Source organism: Roseomonas sp. E05 (assembly GCF_030063475.1).
Classification (GTDB): Bacteria; Pseudomonadota; Alphaproteobacteria; order Acetobacterales; family Acetobacteraceae; genus Pseudoroseomonas.
In genome coordinates, this window is sequence record NZ_JASIRT010000024.1 from 25,418 (window position 1) to 38,933 (window position 13,516).

The 13,516-nt window shown below is 70.7% G+C and carries 12 protein-coding genes, 1 pseudogene and 2 riboswitches; of the genes and pseudogenes, 4 read left to right on the plus strand and 9 right to left on the minus strand.

The annotated features are described in order from the left end of the window. Window positions 1–206 precede the first annotated feature (206 nt). The 3 genes from QMO56_RS19385 (at window position 207) to QMO56_RS19395 (ending at window position 2,310) form a co-directional block, all read left to right on the plus strand. Window positions 207–785, plus strand: coding sequence for a recombinase family protein (locus QMO56_RS19385; RefSeq protein WP_283528467.1), 579 nt, complete (start codon window positions 207–209; stop codon window positions 783–785). Further along, a complete protein-coding gene (locus QMO56_RS19390) occupies window positions 736–1,002 on the plus strand; it encodes a recombinase family protein (protein ID WP_283528469.1) in 267 nt (88 codons plus the stop codon). The genes QMO56_RS19385 and QMO56_RS19390 overlap by 50 nt, the downstream gene beginning before the upstream one ends. A 231-nt stretch (window positions 1,003–1,233) precedes the next feature. Then, window positions 1,234–2,310 carry an IS5 family transposase gene (locus QMO56_RS19395; protein WP_283528563.1) on the plus strand — a complete coding sequence of 359 codons (1,077 nt, stop codon included), beginning with the start codon at window positions 1,234–1,236 and terminating at the stop codon, window positions 2,308–2,310. Between the two features lie 437 nt (window positions 2,311–2,747). On the opposite strand, the gene QMO56_RS19400 is transcribed toward QMO56_RS19395, so the two are convergent. From QMO56_RS19400 to QMO56_RS19410, 4 genes are read right to left on the minus strand one after another with little or no spacing between them, the layout of a single operon-like run. Further along, window positions 2,748–2,978, minus strand: a complete 231-nt coding sequence (locus tag QMO56_RS19400) for a hypothetical protein (protein ID WP_283528471.1) — start codon at window positions 2,976–2,978, stop codon at window positions 2,748–2,750. Then, complete coding sequence (locus tag QMO56_RS19405) at window positions 2,978–3,727, minus strand: COG4280 domain-containing protein (RefSeq protein WP_283528473.1); 750 nt, start codon at window positions 3,725–3,727, stop codon at window positions 2,978–2,980. Before QMO56_RS19405 ends, QMO56_RS19400 begins: the two co-directional genes overlap by 1 nt. Further along, window positions 3,714–4,013 carry a DUF1127 domain-containing protein gene (locus tag QMO56_RS27015; protein WP_408906541.1) on the minus strand — a complete coding sequence of 100 codons (300 nt, stop codon included), beginning with the start codon at window positions 4,011–4,013 and terminating at the stop codon, window positions 3,714–3,716. Before QMO56_RS27015 ends, QMO56_RS19405 begins: the two co-directional genes overlap by 14 nt. Further along, entirely contained in the window at window positions 4,003–4,911 is a 909-nt protein-coding gene (locus QMO56_RS19410) for a MurR/RpiR family transcriptional regulator (RefSeq protein WP_283528475.1), read from the minus strand. The genes QMO56_RS27015 and QMO56_RS19410 overlap by 11 nt, the downstream gene beginning before the upstream one ends. Before the next feature lie 219 nt (window positions 4,912–5,130). Continuing rightward, window positions 5,131–5,211, plus strand: a riboswitch (Fluoride riboswitch). Between the two features lie 103 nt (window positions 5,212–5,314). Between QMO56_RS19410 and QMO56_RS19415 the strand changes: the two are divergent. After that, window positions 5,315–6,631 (plus strand): annotated as a pseudogene (locus QMO56_RS19415) (voltage-gated chloride channel family protein); the annotation flags it as partial. Window positions 6,632–7,279: 648 nt separating this feature from the next. Then, a riboswitch (Fluoride riboswitch) is annotated at window positions 7,280–7,341 on the plus strand. Window positions 7,342–7,926: 585 nt separating this feature from the next. Here the strand turns inward: QMO56_RS19415 and QMO56_RS19425 are convergent. The 5 genes from QMO56_RS19425 to QMO56_RS19445 all read right to left on the minus strand — a co-directional run bounded on the left by QMO56_RS19425 (window position 7,927) and on the right by QMO56_RS19445 (window position 13,500). Then, on the minus strand, window positions 7,927–9,000 hold the full coding sequence (locus QMO56_RS19425; RefSeq protein ID WP_283528477.1) for an ABC transporter ATP-binding protein: 1,074 nt from the start codon (window positions 8,998–9,000) through the stop codon (window positions 7,927–7,929). Beyond that, complete coding sequence (locus tag QMO56_RS19430) at window positions 8,997–10,595, minus strand: iron ABC transporter permease (RefSeq protein ID WP_283528480.1); 1,599 nt, start codon at window positions 10,593–10,595, stop codon at window positions 8,997–8,999. The genes QMO56_RS19425 and QMO56_RS19430 overlap by 4 nt, the downstream gene beginning before the upstream one ends. A gap of 3 nt (window positions 10,596–10,598) precedes the next feature. Further along, on the minus strand, window positions 10,599–11,609 hold the full coding sequence (locus QMO56_RS19435; RefSeq protein ID WP_283528481.1) for an iron ABC transporter substrate-binding protein: 1,011 nt from the start codon (window positions 11,607–11,609) through the stop codon (window positions 10,599–10,601). A 331-nt stretch (window positions 11,610–11,940) separates the two neighbouring features. Continuing rightward, window positions 11,941–12,576, minus strand: a complete 636-nt coding sequence (locus QMO56_RS19440; RefSeq protein WP_283528483.1) for a DedA family protein — start codon at window positions 12,574–12,576, stop codon at window positions 11,941–11,943. Window positions 12,577–12,693: 117 nt separating this feature from the next. Further along, the gene (locus QMO56_RS19445) at window positions 12,694–13,500 is read right to left on the minus strand and encodes an undecaprenyl-diphosphate phosphatase (RefSeq protein ID WP_283528485.1); all 807 of its coding nucleotides are present in this window, start codon (window positions 13,498–13,500) and stop codon (window positions 12,694–12,696) included. Between the last annotated feature and the right edge of the window lie 16 nt (window positions 13,501–13,516).

Here is a 13,516-nt window from a genome sequence, read left to right on the forward strand (position 1 = left end):
GATCCCTTCGTTTTCCCCTCGCTGCGGGAGGTGCCCGCGGCGGGAGGTAACGATGCGGGAGTGGCGGGTGCGCCGGGTGCTGCAATCCCACCCGGATGGCCAGCGGCTTTGGGATCGGGCGTATCAGCTCCTGGTCTGGGAACAGGAGACGGGCGAAAGCGCCGCGGCCCGGGCCGGCCCCGAGCCTCCTGCGGAGGAGGTCAGCGATGAGGGTGGCCCTTTATGCCCGGGTGTCGACGCAGCGCCAAGCGCAGGCCGACGGTGTTGTCCAACAGCTCGATCGCCTTCGGGCACACGCTCTCGCGCAGGGCTGGATGGTGGGCGGGGAGGACGTTTTCCGCGATGACGGCTACAGCGGCGCCCGTCTGAGGCGACCCGGCCTGGAACGGCTGTGCGGCCGTGCCGCCCTGCGCGTTCTCGACCGCGTGCTCATCACCACGCCAGACCGGCTGGCCCGCCACTATGACCATCAGGTGCTGCTGCTTGAGGAACTCGCAGCCACGGGCTGCGCGGTGGAGTTCCTCGATCGCCAGATGAGCAGTGATCCGCATGACCAGTTGCTGTTGCAGATCCGTGGTGCCGTGGCCGAGTACGAGCGCAGTCTAATCACCGAGCGCATGCGCCGGGGCCGGCTGCGCAAGCTGCAGGCCGGGCTGCTTCTGCCCTGGTCCAGCCCTCCCTACGGCTTTCGGGTCGACCCATCGCGGCCCCGCGACCCGGCCGGTGTCCGGCGCGATGAGGGCGAGGCCGCGATGGTGGCGGAGATGCGCCTGGTACGCGGATGAGGGGCGCAGCCTGTTCGGCCTGGCCAAGCGCCTCCGGCACGACGGTGTCGCTCCGCCACGGGCTGGAGGGCGTTGGAATGTGACGACCCTTCGCCAGATCCTGACGAACCCGGTCTACACGGGGCAAGTCTACGCTGGGCGAAGCCAGTCGGCGCCGCGCCGCCTGCGGCCGCGCGAGGACTGGATCCCGGTCGCGGCGGTGCCGCCAGGACACTGAGCGGCGATGCGAGGCCCTCGCCGCTCAGGGGCGGCAGCTCGAGGCCCAGGTGGACCACCAAGCTGAAATCACGCGCCTCGGGCTTAACATCGACGCGTTCTGCAGGCGGATTGGCACCGGGCTCGCCACTGCCACCTGGGAGCAGAAGCGGCAGCTGGACACCTCCAGAAACCCCCTCGTCATGATGATCGCTGGCTGATTCACTGACGCGCAGCGGTGCGGGGGATGGCGATGGTTCGGCAGCCAGGGTTCTTCGATGTGGAGGAGCGGCTGCGGGAGTTGTCGGCCAAGGGCGACGACCTGGAGCGGATCGCCGTGCTGGTCGATTTTTCCATGTTCCGCGCCGAGCTGGAACAGGCTGTGCCACGCGCCGACGGCACGAAGGGCGGGCGGCCTGCCTTCGATCATGTGCTGATGTTCAAGGTCCTGCTGCTGCAGGCGATGCACGGGCTGTCCGACGAGCGCTGCGAGTACCTCATCAAGGATCGCCTCTCGTTCATGCGCTTTCTCGGCCTAGGGCTAGCCGACCCGGTGCCGGACGCGAACACGATCTGGGCGTTCCGTGAAGCGCTGAAGCGTGCCGGCGCGGTGGAGCGGCTGTTCGCGCAGTTCGATGCCACGCTGCGCGCCGCTGGCTACCTGGCGATGGGCGGGCAGATCGTGGACGCGACCATCGTCGCCGCGCCGAAGCAGCGCAACACCGAGGCGGAGCGTGCAGCCCTCAAGGCAGGCGACATCCCTGAAGGCTGGGCGGATAAGCCCGCGAAGCTACGCCAGAAGGACCGCGATGCACGTTGGACAGTGAAGTTCTCCAAGGCCAAGCCGCGCGAGGATGGCGCGCCGCAGGTCGATCTCGCAGTGCCGGCATCCGGCTACAAGAACCACGTCGCGATCGATCGCCGGCACGGCCTGATCCGCGGCTGGACCGCCAGCCATGCAGCCGCCCATGACGGTGCGCGGCTAGCGGAGGTGGTCGACGCCGACAACGCCGCTGGCGATCTCTGGGCCGATACCGCCTGTCGCTCAGCGAAGAACGAGGCATGGCTGGCCGAGCATGGCTTAGTCTCGCGCATTCACCGCAAGAAGCCGCCGGGGCGGCTGATGGCGGCGCGGACGCGGCGGGCCAATGCTCGCAAATCGGCCGTGCGCTCGGCCGTCGAGCACGTCTTTGCACGGCAGAAGGGGCCGATGGCGCTGGTCGTGCGCACCATCGGCATTGCCAGGGCACGGGTGAAGATCGGCCTCGCCAATCTCGCCTACAACATGAAGCGGCTCGTCTGGCTCAGCAGCAAGGCCGTGCAGGCGTAGGGCCTTCAGCCGCAGCGCGCACCGCCATCAGCGCCGCGCCGGCCGTCCTCCAGCAGCGTGATCCCGGTCATCCGGTCGCCTCGCCGGCGACCACGCATCGCTCTACGACCACGCTCGCCGAAACTCGGGGTTTCTGGAGGTGTCCAGCTTATCGAGTGGATGGTCCTCCGGATCGTCGTCACCGACGGAGAGGTTGAGATCCGTTACGCCATCCCTGCCACGCCAGCCGCCAAAGCCGGCCCGATCTGTTATTTGCGTTCAGAATATCGAGAGCGGTTTTCGTCAGCATAAGCGCCGCCTTGGCGCCGCGCTGACCGCACGCGGCCAACAGGCTCAGCGGCGCGAACTCGTCCTGGGTGTCCTCACACACAATCTCATGATTCTCAGATCGCCGACCGAGAAGGTTTCAACGGAGCACCTGGGCCGCTTATTGCGCATCACTGCGGCCTCGTCGCAGCGGCATGTAGCCTCGCGGACCGAACCACGTTGGTGAGCAGGATGGTGGCGCAGCCCAGGAAAAGCGCCGTGCCCCAGGCCAGGGAGAGCGAGGGTGCGAGCGTCGCGGCCACACCGATGGCAGCGCACCAGACGGCCAGCGCAAGGGCCAGCGCGCCGTCGTCCACGAACAGGTGGACGATCTCGGCAAAGGTGGCGTGGAGGATACCCATCAGCGCACCTCCACCGGGACCGGTCGCGCCGCGAGCCGGACGCTCAGCAGGGCAAAGGCCAGCAGGCCACCGGCGATGACCGGCAGCGCGAGATCCTGGCCCGGCCACGCGATGCCCAGGCCCTCGCCGCTCCAGTAGATCCCGAAAGCGGAGATGACGACGCCGACGGCGAACTTCAGCGTGTTCTCCGGCACCCGTGCCAGCGGCCGGTGAACGGCGACGGCCATGGCCACGACGAGCAGGGCGGCGGCGAGCGCACCGGCGGCCGCGACGGGAAGCAGACCCCGGCCCCCCGCAGAGACGGCGAGCACGATGAACACCACCTCGACCCCTTCGAGCAGCACCGCCTTGAAGGCGGTCACTGTCGCGAGGGGATCAACGCCGTGACGCTCGGAGACGCGCGCCAGCCGCAGGTTGGCGGTCTCGCTGCGGAACACCGCCTCCTCGTCGTGGAGCGGAATGATCCCGGCGGCCCGCAGGATCGCCTTGCGCAGCCAGCGCATGCCGAATAGCAACAGCAGCAGGCCCACCACCGTCTGGAGCAGGTGCTCCGGTGCCCGCGCCAGGGCCGGGCCGAGCGCGACGACGAGGGCGGCGAGTACCACGAGGCCCAGGGCGGTCCCGGCAAGCCCGGAGCGCCAGCCGCGCACGGTGCCCACGGCCAGCACGATGGTGGCGGCTTCGACGCACTCCACGAGCGAGGCAAGGAAGGCCGCCCCAAGGGTTGGCCCCGCTTCAAGCCAGGTCATGACGGTTGCTCCGGATTCTGGGGATGGAGAGGCGTTGGAAGGTGGGTGCGGCGAAGGGCAGGCCCCGGGTGACGGCCTCGCGGTCAAGGCCCACATCGCGCAGGAGCCGCTCATCGAGCCAGGCAAGGTGCCGCCGGTCAGCCGCGAACCGGACGGCCCGCGCCATGGCGTCCTCGAGAGGCTGTCTCGGGGGAGGCCGCCAGGGACGACGGGCAATGGAATGCTGCGGCCCAAGGCCGAGCCATGCCCGCCACTCCGCCCATGCGCCGCGCGGCCTAGCCCACATCGTGGCGGCTCCCGGCGACGGCGGCGCGCAGGTCGTTCAGCCGCTCGAGCGTGGCGACCGCCCGATCGCCCTGGGCGGCCGCCAGGCCCAGGGCGATGGCCTCCAGCGCGACCAGGGTGGCGCCGTGCAGCGCCACCTGCCGCGCCCGTCCCCGCCGTGCCGGGACGACGACCTCCGCGTGGCGCGCCAGGCCACGCTCGAGGCTGTCGGTGACGAGGACCAGCGGCAGGTTCAGCCGCCGGGCCTCGCCGAAGACGGTGACGACCTCGCGGTAGGACCGTCCATAGGCCAGCACCAGCAGCGCATCACCCGGGGCGAGGTCGAGCAACTGGTCGGCCAGGGCAATGCCAGTCGCGTCCAGCGCGCGGGCCGTCCGCCCGGCGCGGCGGAGCAGCAGGGCGAGGTAGCCCGCCAGCGCGGCCGAGGGGCCGATGCCGAAGATCAGGATTCGCCGGGCAGGGTGCAGGGTTTCGACCGCAGCCCTCAGCGTGGCGCGGGCCTCCGGGGCGGCGAGCGCCTCGACCGCCTCACGTTGGACCTCGACGGCCAGGTCGACGGCCCGCCCGGCCTCGGCGCCGACGTCGGCGAGCGTCGCGCGCATTGCCTCGGCGGGCGAGCCCGGCGGAGGCGCGGCGCCCAGGCTCCCCGCCAGGGCGCGCCGGAGCTCGCCGAGCCCCTCGAAGCCGAGCGCCTGCACCGTCCGCACCACCGTCGCGTCCGAGGTTCCTGCCCTGGCGGCGAGCTCGGCCGCGGAGCTCGCCAAGGCCAGGGCGGGATCCTCCGCGATCAGGCGGGCGATGCGCCGCCCCGCGGGCGGCAGACCGGCCGCCGCCTGCCGGAGCCGCTCGGCCAGCGGGTGCCCCTCCACGCCGTTCTTGATTTCGCCTCTGGCTGCCAAGGCGGGCCTCCTGTTCCGCAGCAAATGCTACTCACAAAGATACTCCGTAGTAAACACTTCATCGCATCCGCATCCTTGGGCAGGGCACCGTCCTCTCTCGAGACGCTCCCGACCACGCTGGCCACCAGCCCCGAGCCCGAGACACCGAGCCGGTGGAGCGCTGCCCTGCGCCGCGTCGCTCGTTTCGCGCCGTTGACAGATCGACAGGGCCGTGGCTATGGGGCAACCGGCAATGGACTCTGCCTGACCGGCCACGGTCGAACCGTCTCCCCCCGGGAGGCTGATGATTCCTACTTCACACCACTTGTGAGGGGGAATCCGTCCAGTTGCCGTTCCAAGCTCCATCCCACTTCGCTGCCGCGGGGGCGCCTCGCCCGCGAGGTCTCATCCTCGGATTCCCTCCATGACACCCAGCGCCTTCCTGGGCGAACGGCTGCGCCATCTTGGCCTGGCCGCGAAATGGCTCGCCATCATCCTGCCGGTGGCCGCCGCTGTCGGTACCCTCTGCGCCGCCTTCCTCTGGGCGCTCGACCGGGTCACGGAGAGCCGCTTCGACAACCCGGCCCTCCTGTTCGCGCTGCCGCTGGCCGGGGTCGCCGTGGGCCTCGTCTACCATTGGGTCGGACGGCCCGCGGAAGGCGGCAACAACCTGATTGTCGAGCAGATCCACCAGCCTGGCGGCGGGGTGCCGCTGCGCATGGCGCCCCTGATCCTGATCTCCACGGTCGTCAGCCACCTCTTCGGCGCCTCCGTCGGCCGTGAGGGCACGGCCGTTCAGGTGGGCGGCAGCATCGCGGGTGGCGTGGCCCGGGCGCTCTCCCTGAAGCCCCATGAGGTCCGCGTCCTGCTGATGGTGGGCATCGCCGCGGGCTTCGGCGCCGTCTTCGGCACGCCCATCGCGGGCGCGGTCTTCGCCCTCGAGGTGCTGACCGTCGGGCGCGTCGAGTACACCGCACTCGTTCCGGCAGTGCTGGCGGCCATCGTGGCCGACTATACCTGCCGTGCCTGGGGCGTGACGCACGTCGCGTATCACCTCGGCTTCGCAGGCCACGTGGAAGCGGGCGGCGCGGCCTTTCACATCGACCTCCCCCTGCTGGCCAAGGTGGCCGTCGCGGGCGTCGCCTTCGGCCTGTGCAGCCTGCTCTTCTCCGAACTGGCGCACCGCGTCGGCGGTCTGGCCAAGCGGCTTTGCCCGGTCGCCTGGCTGCGGCCCGCGATCGGCGGGGTGCTGATCATCGCCCTGGTCTACGCGACCGGCAGCCGCGACTACCTCGGCCTTGGGGTCATTTCGCCCACGCCCGGCGGAGCCTCGATCGTGAACTTCTTCGGTCCGGCGCATTACGACTGGGCCTGGGCGTGGAAGATCGTCTTCACCGTCGTGGCGCTGGCGACGGGGTTCAAAGGGGGCGAGGTAACGCCGCTCTTCTTCATCGGGGCGGCGCTCGGCAACGCCTTGTCGGGCCCCTTGGGCGCGCCGGTGGACCTGATGGCGGGCCTCGGCTTCGTCGCCCTGTTCTCCGGGGCGGCCAACACGCCGCTGGCCTGCACCCTGATGGGGATCGAGCTCTTCGGCGCCGCGAACACCGCCTACATCGCCACGGCCTGCTTCGTCGCCTATCTCTGCTCCGGCCACTCCGGCATCTACCTATCGCAGCGCATCGGCGTCCCGAAGACACGCATCCCGCGCCTGCCGCCGGAGGCCTCCCTCCGACACGCCCGCGACCTCCACCCCGTGCTCTGGAAGCGACGGAGCGCGCCTCCCGGTGTCGCGGCCGACGGCACGACGCTCACGCCCACCTTCCGCAAGACAGCCCAGGACAATACCAGAATGCACACAGCGCACGGCCTGACCTCCAAAGAGATCGGGATGGTCCGGATCTACCTGAAGCCCCGCGAGAAGTTCCGGCAGCACGCCGGGATCAAGGGCGCGCTGTCGTCCAGGCCGCTGTTCCGGGAACTGGTGCTGCGAGCGAAGCAGGCGGGCCTGGTGAACGCCACGGCGCACCACACCCAGTTCGGCTTCAGCAACCACGGCGCGGTGCAGGAACCCATGGCCGAATTCGGCAACCCCGAGCTCACGATGTGCGTGGAGATGATCGGCCCGCGCGACACGCTGGAGCGGTTCTGCCGCGACCACGGCGCCCTGTTGGAGAGCAAGGTCATCGTCTACAAGCACCTCGAGCACTGGCACGTCAGCAGAGGGGACGGCGGAACGGTCCGGCTGGAGGAGGAGGTCGTCATGAACCCCAGCGAGCTCCTTGAACCCAGCTAGCCCCGGCGTGCGAGGAGGATGCGGCGGAGATTCCGACCCTCTCACCTTCCGGTGATCCGCGTTGGGATTGCCGCCGCTTCAACGCCAACCTAGCTCTGCACGGATGGGGGTGGAGTTCCCCGAAACTGCCCGCGAGGGCTGATGACTCCTACCGCACGAGTTCGTGGTGGGAGTCCGTCCGGATGCCGACGGCCCGCCGCAAGGCGGGCTTTTTCATGCCCGCGTCTCACGCCCAGGAGGCGAGGAGGACGGGATGCGTACGGAATGGGCGGCTCCGGTGCCGCTCGGGGCTCGCCGATGAGCCCGGTGACCTATCTCTGGATCGCCCTGCGCGGCACTGCCTATGGGCTGTTCAACCTGGTCAGCGGCGTCGCGCTCCTGCTGGCCAGCGCCCTGGCGGGTCTGCTCTGGGACCGCTTCGGCCCGGCGGTGACCTTCTGGACGGGCGCGGCGTTCACCGCCCTGGCGCTCATCGGTTGGCGGCACGCCAGGCGCGGGAGACGATGCCCAATGCCTGACAAGGATTCCGCGTGGCCTGGTCACGCCCTCCCAGCCCGCTGCGGCGCCCTGGAAGATCCAGCGGGAGAGCGCCTCCTTGCGGTCCCCTCGCCTGTTTTCCTTCCCCGCCCGGTCTTCCAAGGACACCACCGCCGTGGTGCAGCCGAGCACCCGGCAGGTCGGTCGCGCTCCCCCTCCGGCGAGACTGCCGCCCCTGCCCGGCGGCCTCGAACCGGCTTTTCGCTCTAAGATTTTCTTTCGCCGGTCGGAAGCAGGGGATGCGCCTGCCCGCTCACCGCGAGCCGGACAAGGCTGCCGACCGGCGGCGCCGTGAGACAGGAGCAGCGCAACTCAAGCCGCGGCGCGTGACCGTTCTCGTCCGCTTCCTGCAACCGCACGGTCACGCCGCAGGAGGCGCCGCCGAACTCCACTGTTTCAACGCGCGCCCGCACCTCGGGCGCCTGCGTCCCGGCGGGCAACAGGGCGATCTGCTCCGGACGCAGCATGATCTCCGCGCGCCCGCGTGGATCGGAGCGGGTCAGCGGCACCCGGCCCAGCGCGCATTCGGCCCAGCTCCCCGAAAGCCGCGCCGGCAGGATCACCGCCTCGCCGAAGAAGGTGGCGACCGTGGCGTCCCGCGGTTGCAGGTAAAGGTCGCGTGGCTTGCCCGCCTGGAGCAGCCTGCCCTCGCGCAGCAGCACCACCTGGTCGGCGAAGGACAGCGCCTCCGCCTGGTCGTGGGTCACCAGGATGGTGGTGACGCCTTCCGCCGCGAGTAGGTCGCCGACCGCCTTGCGGGTGCTGGCGCGCAATCCGGTATCCAGGGCCGAGAAGGGCTCGTCGAGCAGCATCAGGCGTGGCTTGCGTGCCAGGGCCCGGGCCAGCGCGACCCGCTGCTGCTGGCCTCCGGAGAGCTGGTCCGGCCGCCGCAGCAGCATGGACGGGTCCAGCTCCACCATCGCCAGCAGCGCGGCGATCCGCGCCTCACGGCCAGGGGTGGCTCGGGGCAGGCCGAAGCCGATGTTGTCGGCCACGTTGAGATGGGGGAACAGGACGCCTTCCTGCGCCACCAGCCCGATGCCGCGCAGATGGGCCGGAACCGTGCGCGGCCCCTCGGCCAGCAGGTCGCCGCCCAGAGTGATGCGGCCGCTGTCGGGCGCCTCGAAGCCGCCGATGATCCGCAGCAGCGTTGACTTGCCGCTGCCGGACGGGCCCAGGATGGCCGTGCGGCTGCCTTCCGGCACGGCGAGATCGACCGCGTCGAGCGCGGTGACCCGGCCGAAGCGCCGGCTGACCGCCTGGAGGCGCAGAAAACTCATCGGCTCCGGCCGCCCTGCGACTGGCGGTGCAGGAACCAGGCCATGGGCAGCGACAACAGGATCATTCCCAGGGCATAGGGCGCGGCCGCCGCGTAGTCGATCTCCCCGCTGTAGGACCAGAAGTTGGTGGCCAGCGTGTGGGTGCCGTTCGGCGCCAGCATCTGCGTCGCCGTCAGTTCGTTGGTGATGCCGAGCGCCACGAGCGCCATGGCCGCCGCCGCGCCCGGCGCCGCCAGCCGCAGCGTGACGGCTGCCAGTGCCCGCAGCGGCGAGCGGCCGAGCATGCCCGCCGCCTCTTCCAACTCCTTCGGCGCCTGCGCGATGCTGGCGCGGAGCGCGACGATGGCCCGCGGCAGGAACAGCAGCGCGTAGGCCAACAGGATGGTGGCGACGGACTGGTAGAGGGGTCTCGCCACCCGCACGGTGACGGTCACCAGGGCCAGGGCCACCACGACGCCGGGCAGCGCGCCGGTGATGAAGTTGCTGCCCTCCAGGGTCCTTTGCAGCCGTCCCGGCGCACGCACGGACAGCCAGGCGATGGGGATGGCGGCCAGGGTCGCCAGCGCTGCCCCGAGCGCCGACAGCAGCAAGGTCTGCCCCAGCGCCCCGCCGATCTCGTCCCAGCGCCACACCGCGCTGCCGCCCGCGGCGAGCCAGCGGGCCAGCGTCGCGACCGGGACGCCCAGTGCCAGCGTGGCGGTCAGCGCGGGCAGCAGCAGGCAGGGCAGGGCGAGCCACCCCAGGCGCACCCGCCGGGGCGGCCGTGCAGCCCCTGGCCCGAGCCGGGCATAGCGCGCCGTTCCGCGCAGCCAGGTCTCCAGAGCGAGCAGCCCCAGGCAGCAGGCGACCAGCACCACCGCCAGCATGTTCGCCGCCGGCCCGTTGAAGCTGGACTGGAACTGGTCGACGATGGCGGTGGTGAAGGTGTCGAAGCGGATCATCGCGTAGAGGCCGTATTCGGCGAGCAGGTGCAGCCCGACCAGCAGCCCGCCGCCGCAAAGCGCCAGTCGCAGCTGGGGCACGACGACCCGGAGGAACACGCCAGCGGGTGGCACGCCCAGGGAGGCCGCGCTCTCCTGCAGGGCCGGGTCCATGCGGCGGAGAGCGGCCACCACGGGCAGGTACAGGAAGGGGGTATAGGCCAGGACGGAAACCAGGACGGCCCCAGCCAGCCCGTGCAGCCCCGGCAGCAGGCTGACCCATGCATAGCTGTGCACGAAGGCGGGAATCGCCAGCGGCGCCACGGCCAGCCAGGACCACAGGCGCCGACCAGGCAGGTCGCTGCACTCGGTCAGCCAGGCCAGCGCCACTGCCAGCAGGACGCAGAGCGGCAAGGTGCAGGCGACGAGCAGCGCAGTGTTGACGAGCAGCTCACCGACCCGCGGCCGGAAGATCAGGGTCGAGGCCGTGGTCCAGCCGGCCTGCACCGTCGCCCACAGCACGAACGCAAGCGGCAGCAATGCCAGCAAGGAGACCAGCAGTGCCGCGCCGCCAAGGGCCGCGCCCGGCTTCCGGTGCGCGCCCCGGCTGAGCGGCGGGCCTGCTACGTGGCGCGAAGGCACGGCGCCGACCCGGTGCGCGGCTCGCGGCCCCATGGATCAGAGCAGCCCGGCTTGGGTCATCAGCGCCACCACGGCCTTGCTGTTGAGGGTGGAGGGGTCGATGGCCGGCGCCTGCAGCTCTTCCATCGGCTTCAGGGCGGGGTTGGCGGGGGTGCCAGCCGCGACCGGATACTCGAAGGAGTTGTCGCGCAGCACCTGCTGCCCGGCAGGACCGGCGATCCACCGCAGGAAGGCTTCCGCCTGTGTCCGCCGCTTGCTCGGCGCCAGAACGCCGCCGCCCGAGATGCTGAGGAAGGCGCCAGGATCCTGATGGCGGAAGTAGTGCAGCGCGAGGTTGTTGCTGTTCTCGCCCGTGCGCGCGCGGTCGCCCGCGAAGTAGTAGTGGTAGATGACGGCGCTTTCGACCTGACCGGCGTTGACCGCCTTCATGGCGACGCTGTTGCCGCGGAAGGTCACGACGTTCTGCTTCATGCCCCGCAGCCAGGCCAGGGTCGCCGCCTCGCCCTTCAACTGGAGCATGGCGCTGACGATCGCCTGGAAGTCCGCCCCGGCGGGCGCCGCGCCCCAGCGGCCCTTCCAGGCGGGGTCGGCGAGATCCATCAGCGAGGAGGGAAGCTGCGCCGGGGTCAGGCGCCGCGTGTCGTAGGCCAGAACGGTGCTGCGGGCGGCGATGCCGATCCAGCGTCCGGTGGAAGGGCGGAAGCGCTGCGGCACCAGGGCCAGCGTGGCGGGATCAAGCGGCGCGAAGAGGCCCGCCCCTTCTACCAACGCCATCGCCGGGGAGTTCTCGGTCAGGAAGACGTCGGCGGGAGAGGCGCTGCCTTCCTGCACGATCTGGTTGGCCAGCTCGACGTCGCCGCCGTCGCGCTGCGTCACCGCGATGCCCGTCTCCCGGGTGAAGGCCGCGACCCAGGCCTTGGTCAGGCTGGCGTGCTGGGCGTTGTAGACCACGATGCTTTCGCCCCCCTGCGCTCGGAGCCCCCGCAGGGGCAGCGACGACAGGCCAAGACCGGCAAGGGTGGCAAACCCACGGCGTGAAATCGTCATCGGAGACCCTTCAGGCGTTCGAATGGCGGAGCAGGGCGATTAGGGCCGCAGCGAAGTAGAGGATCGCAAGGAGAGGATCAAGATTCTGATTATTATAATCATTCGCAATCAGCTTGGCGCGGCGCGTGGCTGAGTGCCAGGAATGGTGCTCGGGCGCTAAGAAGGATCGACAGGGCGGAGCACTTGGATTGGAAGGCGATGCGCTGTTCGTGGCTGAGGCGCGCAAGCCGATTCTGGCGGAAAATGGACCCCGTGCCCCGGCGACGTTGCGGCGGCTCGTCCTCCAACCTGGTTGCCACTCGTCCCGGAGCGGCCCGCCTCGCCGTGGACGTCACGGTGGCTTTCCCGTCGCGCGCGGGCGCTTCCCCCGCCACACCCGGTGCACACCCCACAGCAGCGCACCGAGGCCCGCGGCGGCGGGCAGCGCCAGGTCGTCCCAGTCGGGCGGCAGGTGCAGCCTTGCGAGCACTCCCACCAGGGCGCCCGGCAGGATGTGGACCGGCGCCCAGACCAGCGCCGAAAGGATGTTCGCCAGGTAGAAGGTTGCCGGACCCATTCCGAGCATGCCCGCGATGACCGGCACTACCGCCCGCACCCCCGGCAGGAAGCGGGCCGCCGCCACGCCGAGGGCACCCCACCGCCGAAAGAAGCCCTCGCCGCGGGCGAGCAGCGCGGGGCGCGTCGCGAAGGGCCAGCCGCGCAGCAGGCGGTTGCGGTGCCGATGGCCGAGCCAGTAGGACAGGCCGTCGCCGACGACCGCGCCCGCGACAGCCGCGGCGACTACGCCCCAAAGAGAGGTGTGCCCCAGACTGGCCGCGGCGCCGATCGCCATCAGGATCGGCGTGCCAGGGACCAGGGCGCCCACAACCACCACCGCCTCGGAGGCAGCCACCAGGAAGGCGACCATCCAGGTCCAGCCGGGATGGGCGGCAATCCAGGCGGAGACAGTGGTCGCGAAGGCACTCACGGTCGGCTTTCCCTGCTTCGGGACCGCTCGGCCGGACCAGAATCGCTGGCCGCCTTCAGGAGGCGTAGCCGTCTTCGCGGAGCCCGCCGAGACTGGTTCATCGCACGCGTCCCGGAACTATCGGAACGCAAGCCAAGCCAGGACCACGGTGCCGAGCGCGATCCGGTACCAGCCAAAGGGCGCGAAGCCCATGCGGCCGATCGCGGCCAGCACCCAGCGGACCACCACCAGCGCCGTGGCGAAGGCCGCGGCGAAGCCCACCGCGATCAGCCCCGCGTTGGAGAAATCGAGCTCCGCCCGGGCCTTCCACAGGCTGAACACGGTGGCCGCCAGCATGGTGGGGATGGCGAGGACGAAGCTGAACTCGGCGGCGGTGCGGCGCTCCACCCCGAGCAGCAGGGCGGCGATGATCGTCGCGGCCGAGCGCGAGGTGCCCGGCACCATCGCCAGCACCTGGCCAAAGCCCACCAGCAGCGCCGTGGTGGGCGGGATGGCGGACACCTCGTGCAGGCGCGGCGCATGGCGCAGGCGTTCGATCACGATGATGGCCACGCCGCCGACCACGAGCGCCAGGGCGACCACGAGAGGGCTGAACAGCAGGGTGGTGATCGGCTTGTAGAGCGTGGCGCCCAGCACCAGCGCGGGCAGGAAGGCGAGCAGCAGGTTGGTGGCGTAGCGCCGCTCCGCCGTCGCGGGCCGCCACATGCCGAAGGCGAGGCGCCAGAGGGTGAGGCGGTAGATCCACATCACCGCCAGGATGGCGCCGAGCTGGATGGAGATCTCGAAGACCTTGCCCGGGGGCCCGTGGAAGCCGATCGCTTCACCCAGCAGGATCAGGTGCCCCGTCGAGGAGACGGGCAGGAATTCGGTCAGCCCTTCCACCACGCCCAGCAGCAGGGCGGAGAGCAGCGCGGTCAGATCCATTGGTCAGGTCCTTGGC

What these genes read in the sequence shown, in the direction of transcription:
- QMO56_RS19385 (WP_283528467.1), top strand. Translation starts at nt 207, where the DNA reads ATGAGGGTGGCCCTTTATGCCCGGGTGTCGACGCAGCGCCAAGCGCAG.
- QMO56_RS19390 (WP_283528469.1), top strand. Translation starts at nt 736, where the DNA reads ATGAGGGCGAGGCCGCGATGGTGGCGGAGATGCGCCTGGTACGCGGAT.
- QMO56_RS19395 (WP_283528563.1), top strand. Translation starts at nt 1,234, where the DNA reads ATGGTTCGGCAGCCAGGGTTCTTCGATGTGGAGGAGCGGCTGCGGGAG.
- QMO56_RS19400 (WP_283528471.1), bottom strand. Translation starts at nt 2,978, where the DNA reads ATGGGTATCCTCCACGCCACCTTTGCCGAGATCGTCCACCTGTTCGTG.
- QMO56_RS19405 (WP_283528473.1), bottom strand. Translation starts at nt 3,727, where the DNA reads ATGACCTGGCTTGAAGCGGGGCCAACCCTTGGGGCGGCCTTCCTTGCC.
- QMO56_RS27015 (WP_408906541.1), bottom strand. Translation starts at nt 4,013, where the DNA reads ATGTGGGCTAGGCCGCGCGGCGCATGGGCGGAGTGGCGGGCATGGCTC.
- QMO56_RS19425 (WP_283528477.1), bottom strand. Translation starts at nt 9,000, where the DNA reads ATGAGTTTTCTGCGCCTCCAGGCGGTCAGCCGGCGCTTCGGCCGGGTC.
- QMO56_RS19430 (WP_283528480.1), bottom strand. Translation starts at nt 10,595, where the DNA reads ATGGGGCCGCGAGCCGCGCACCGGGTCGGCGCCGTGCCTTCGCGCCAC.
- QMO56_RS19435 (WP_283528481.1), bottom strand. Translation starts at nt 11,609, where the DNA reads ATGACGATTTCACGCCGTGGGTTTGCCACCCTTGCCGGTCTTGGCCTG.
- QMO56_RS19445 (WP_283528485.1), bottom strand. Translation starts at nt 13,500, where the DNA reads ATGGATCTGACCGCGCTGCTCTCCGCCCTGCTGCTGGGCGTGGTGGAA.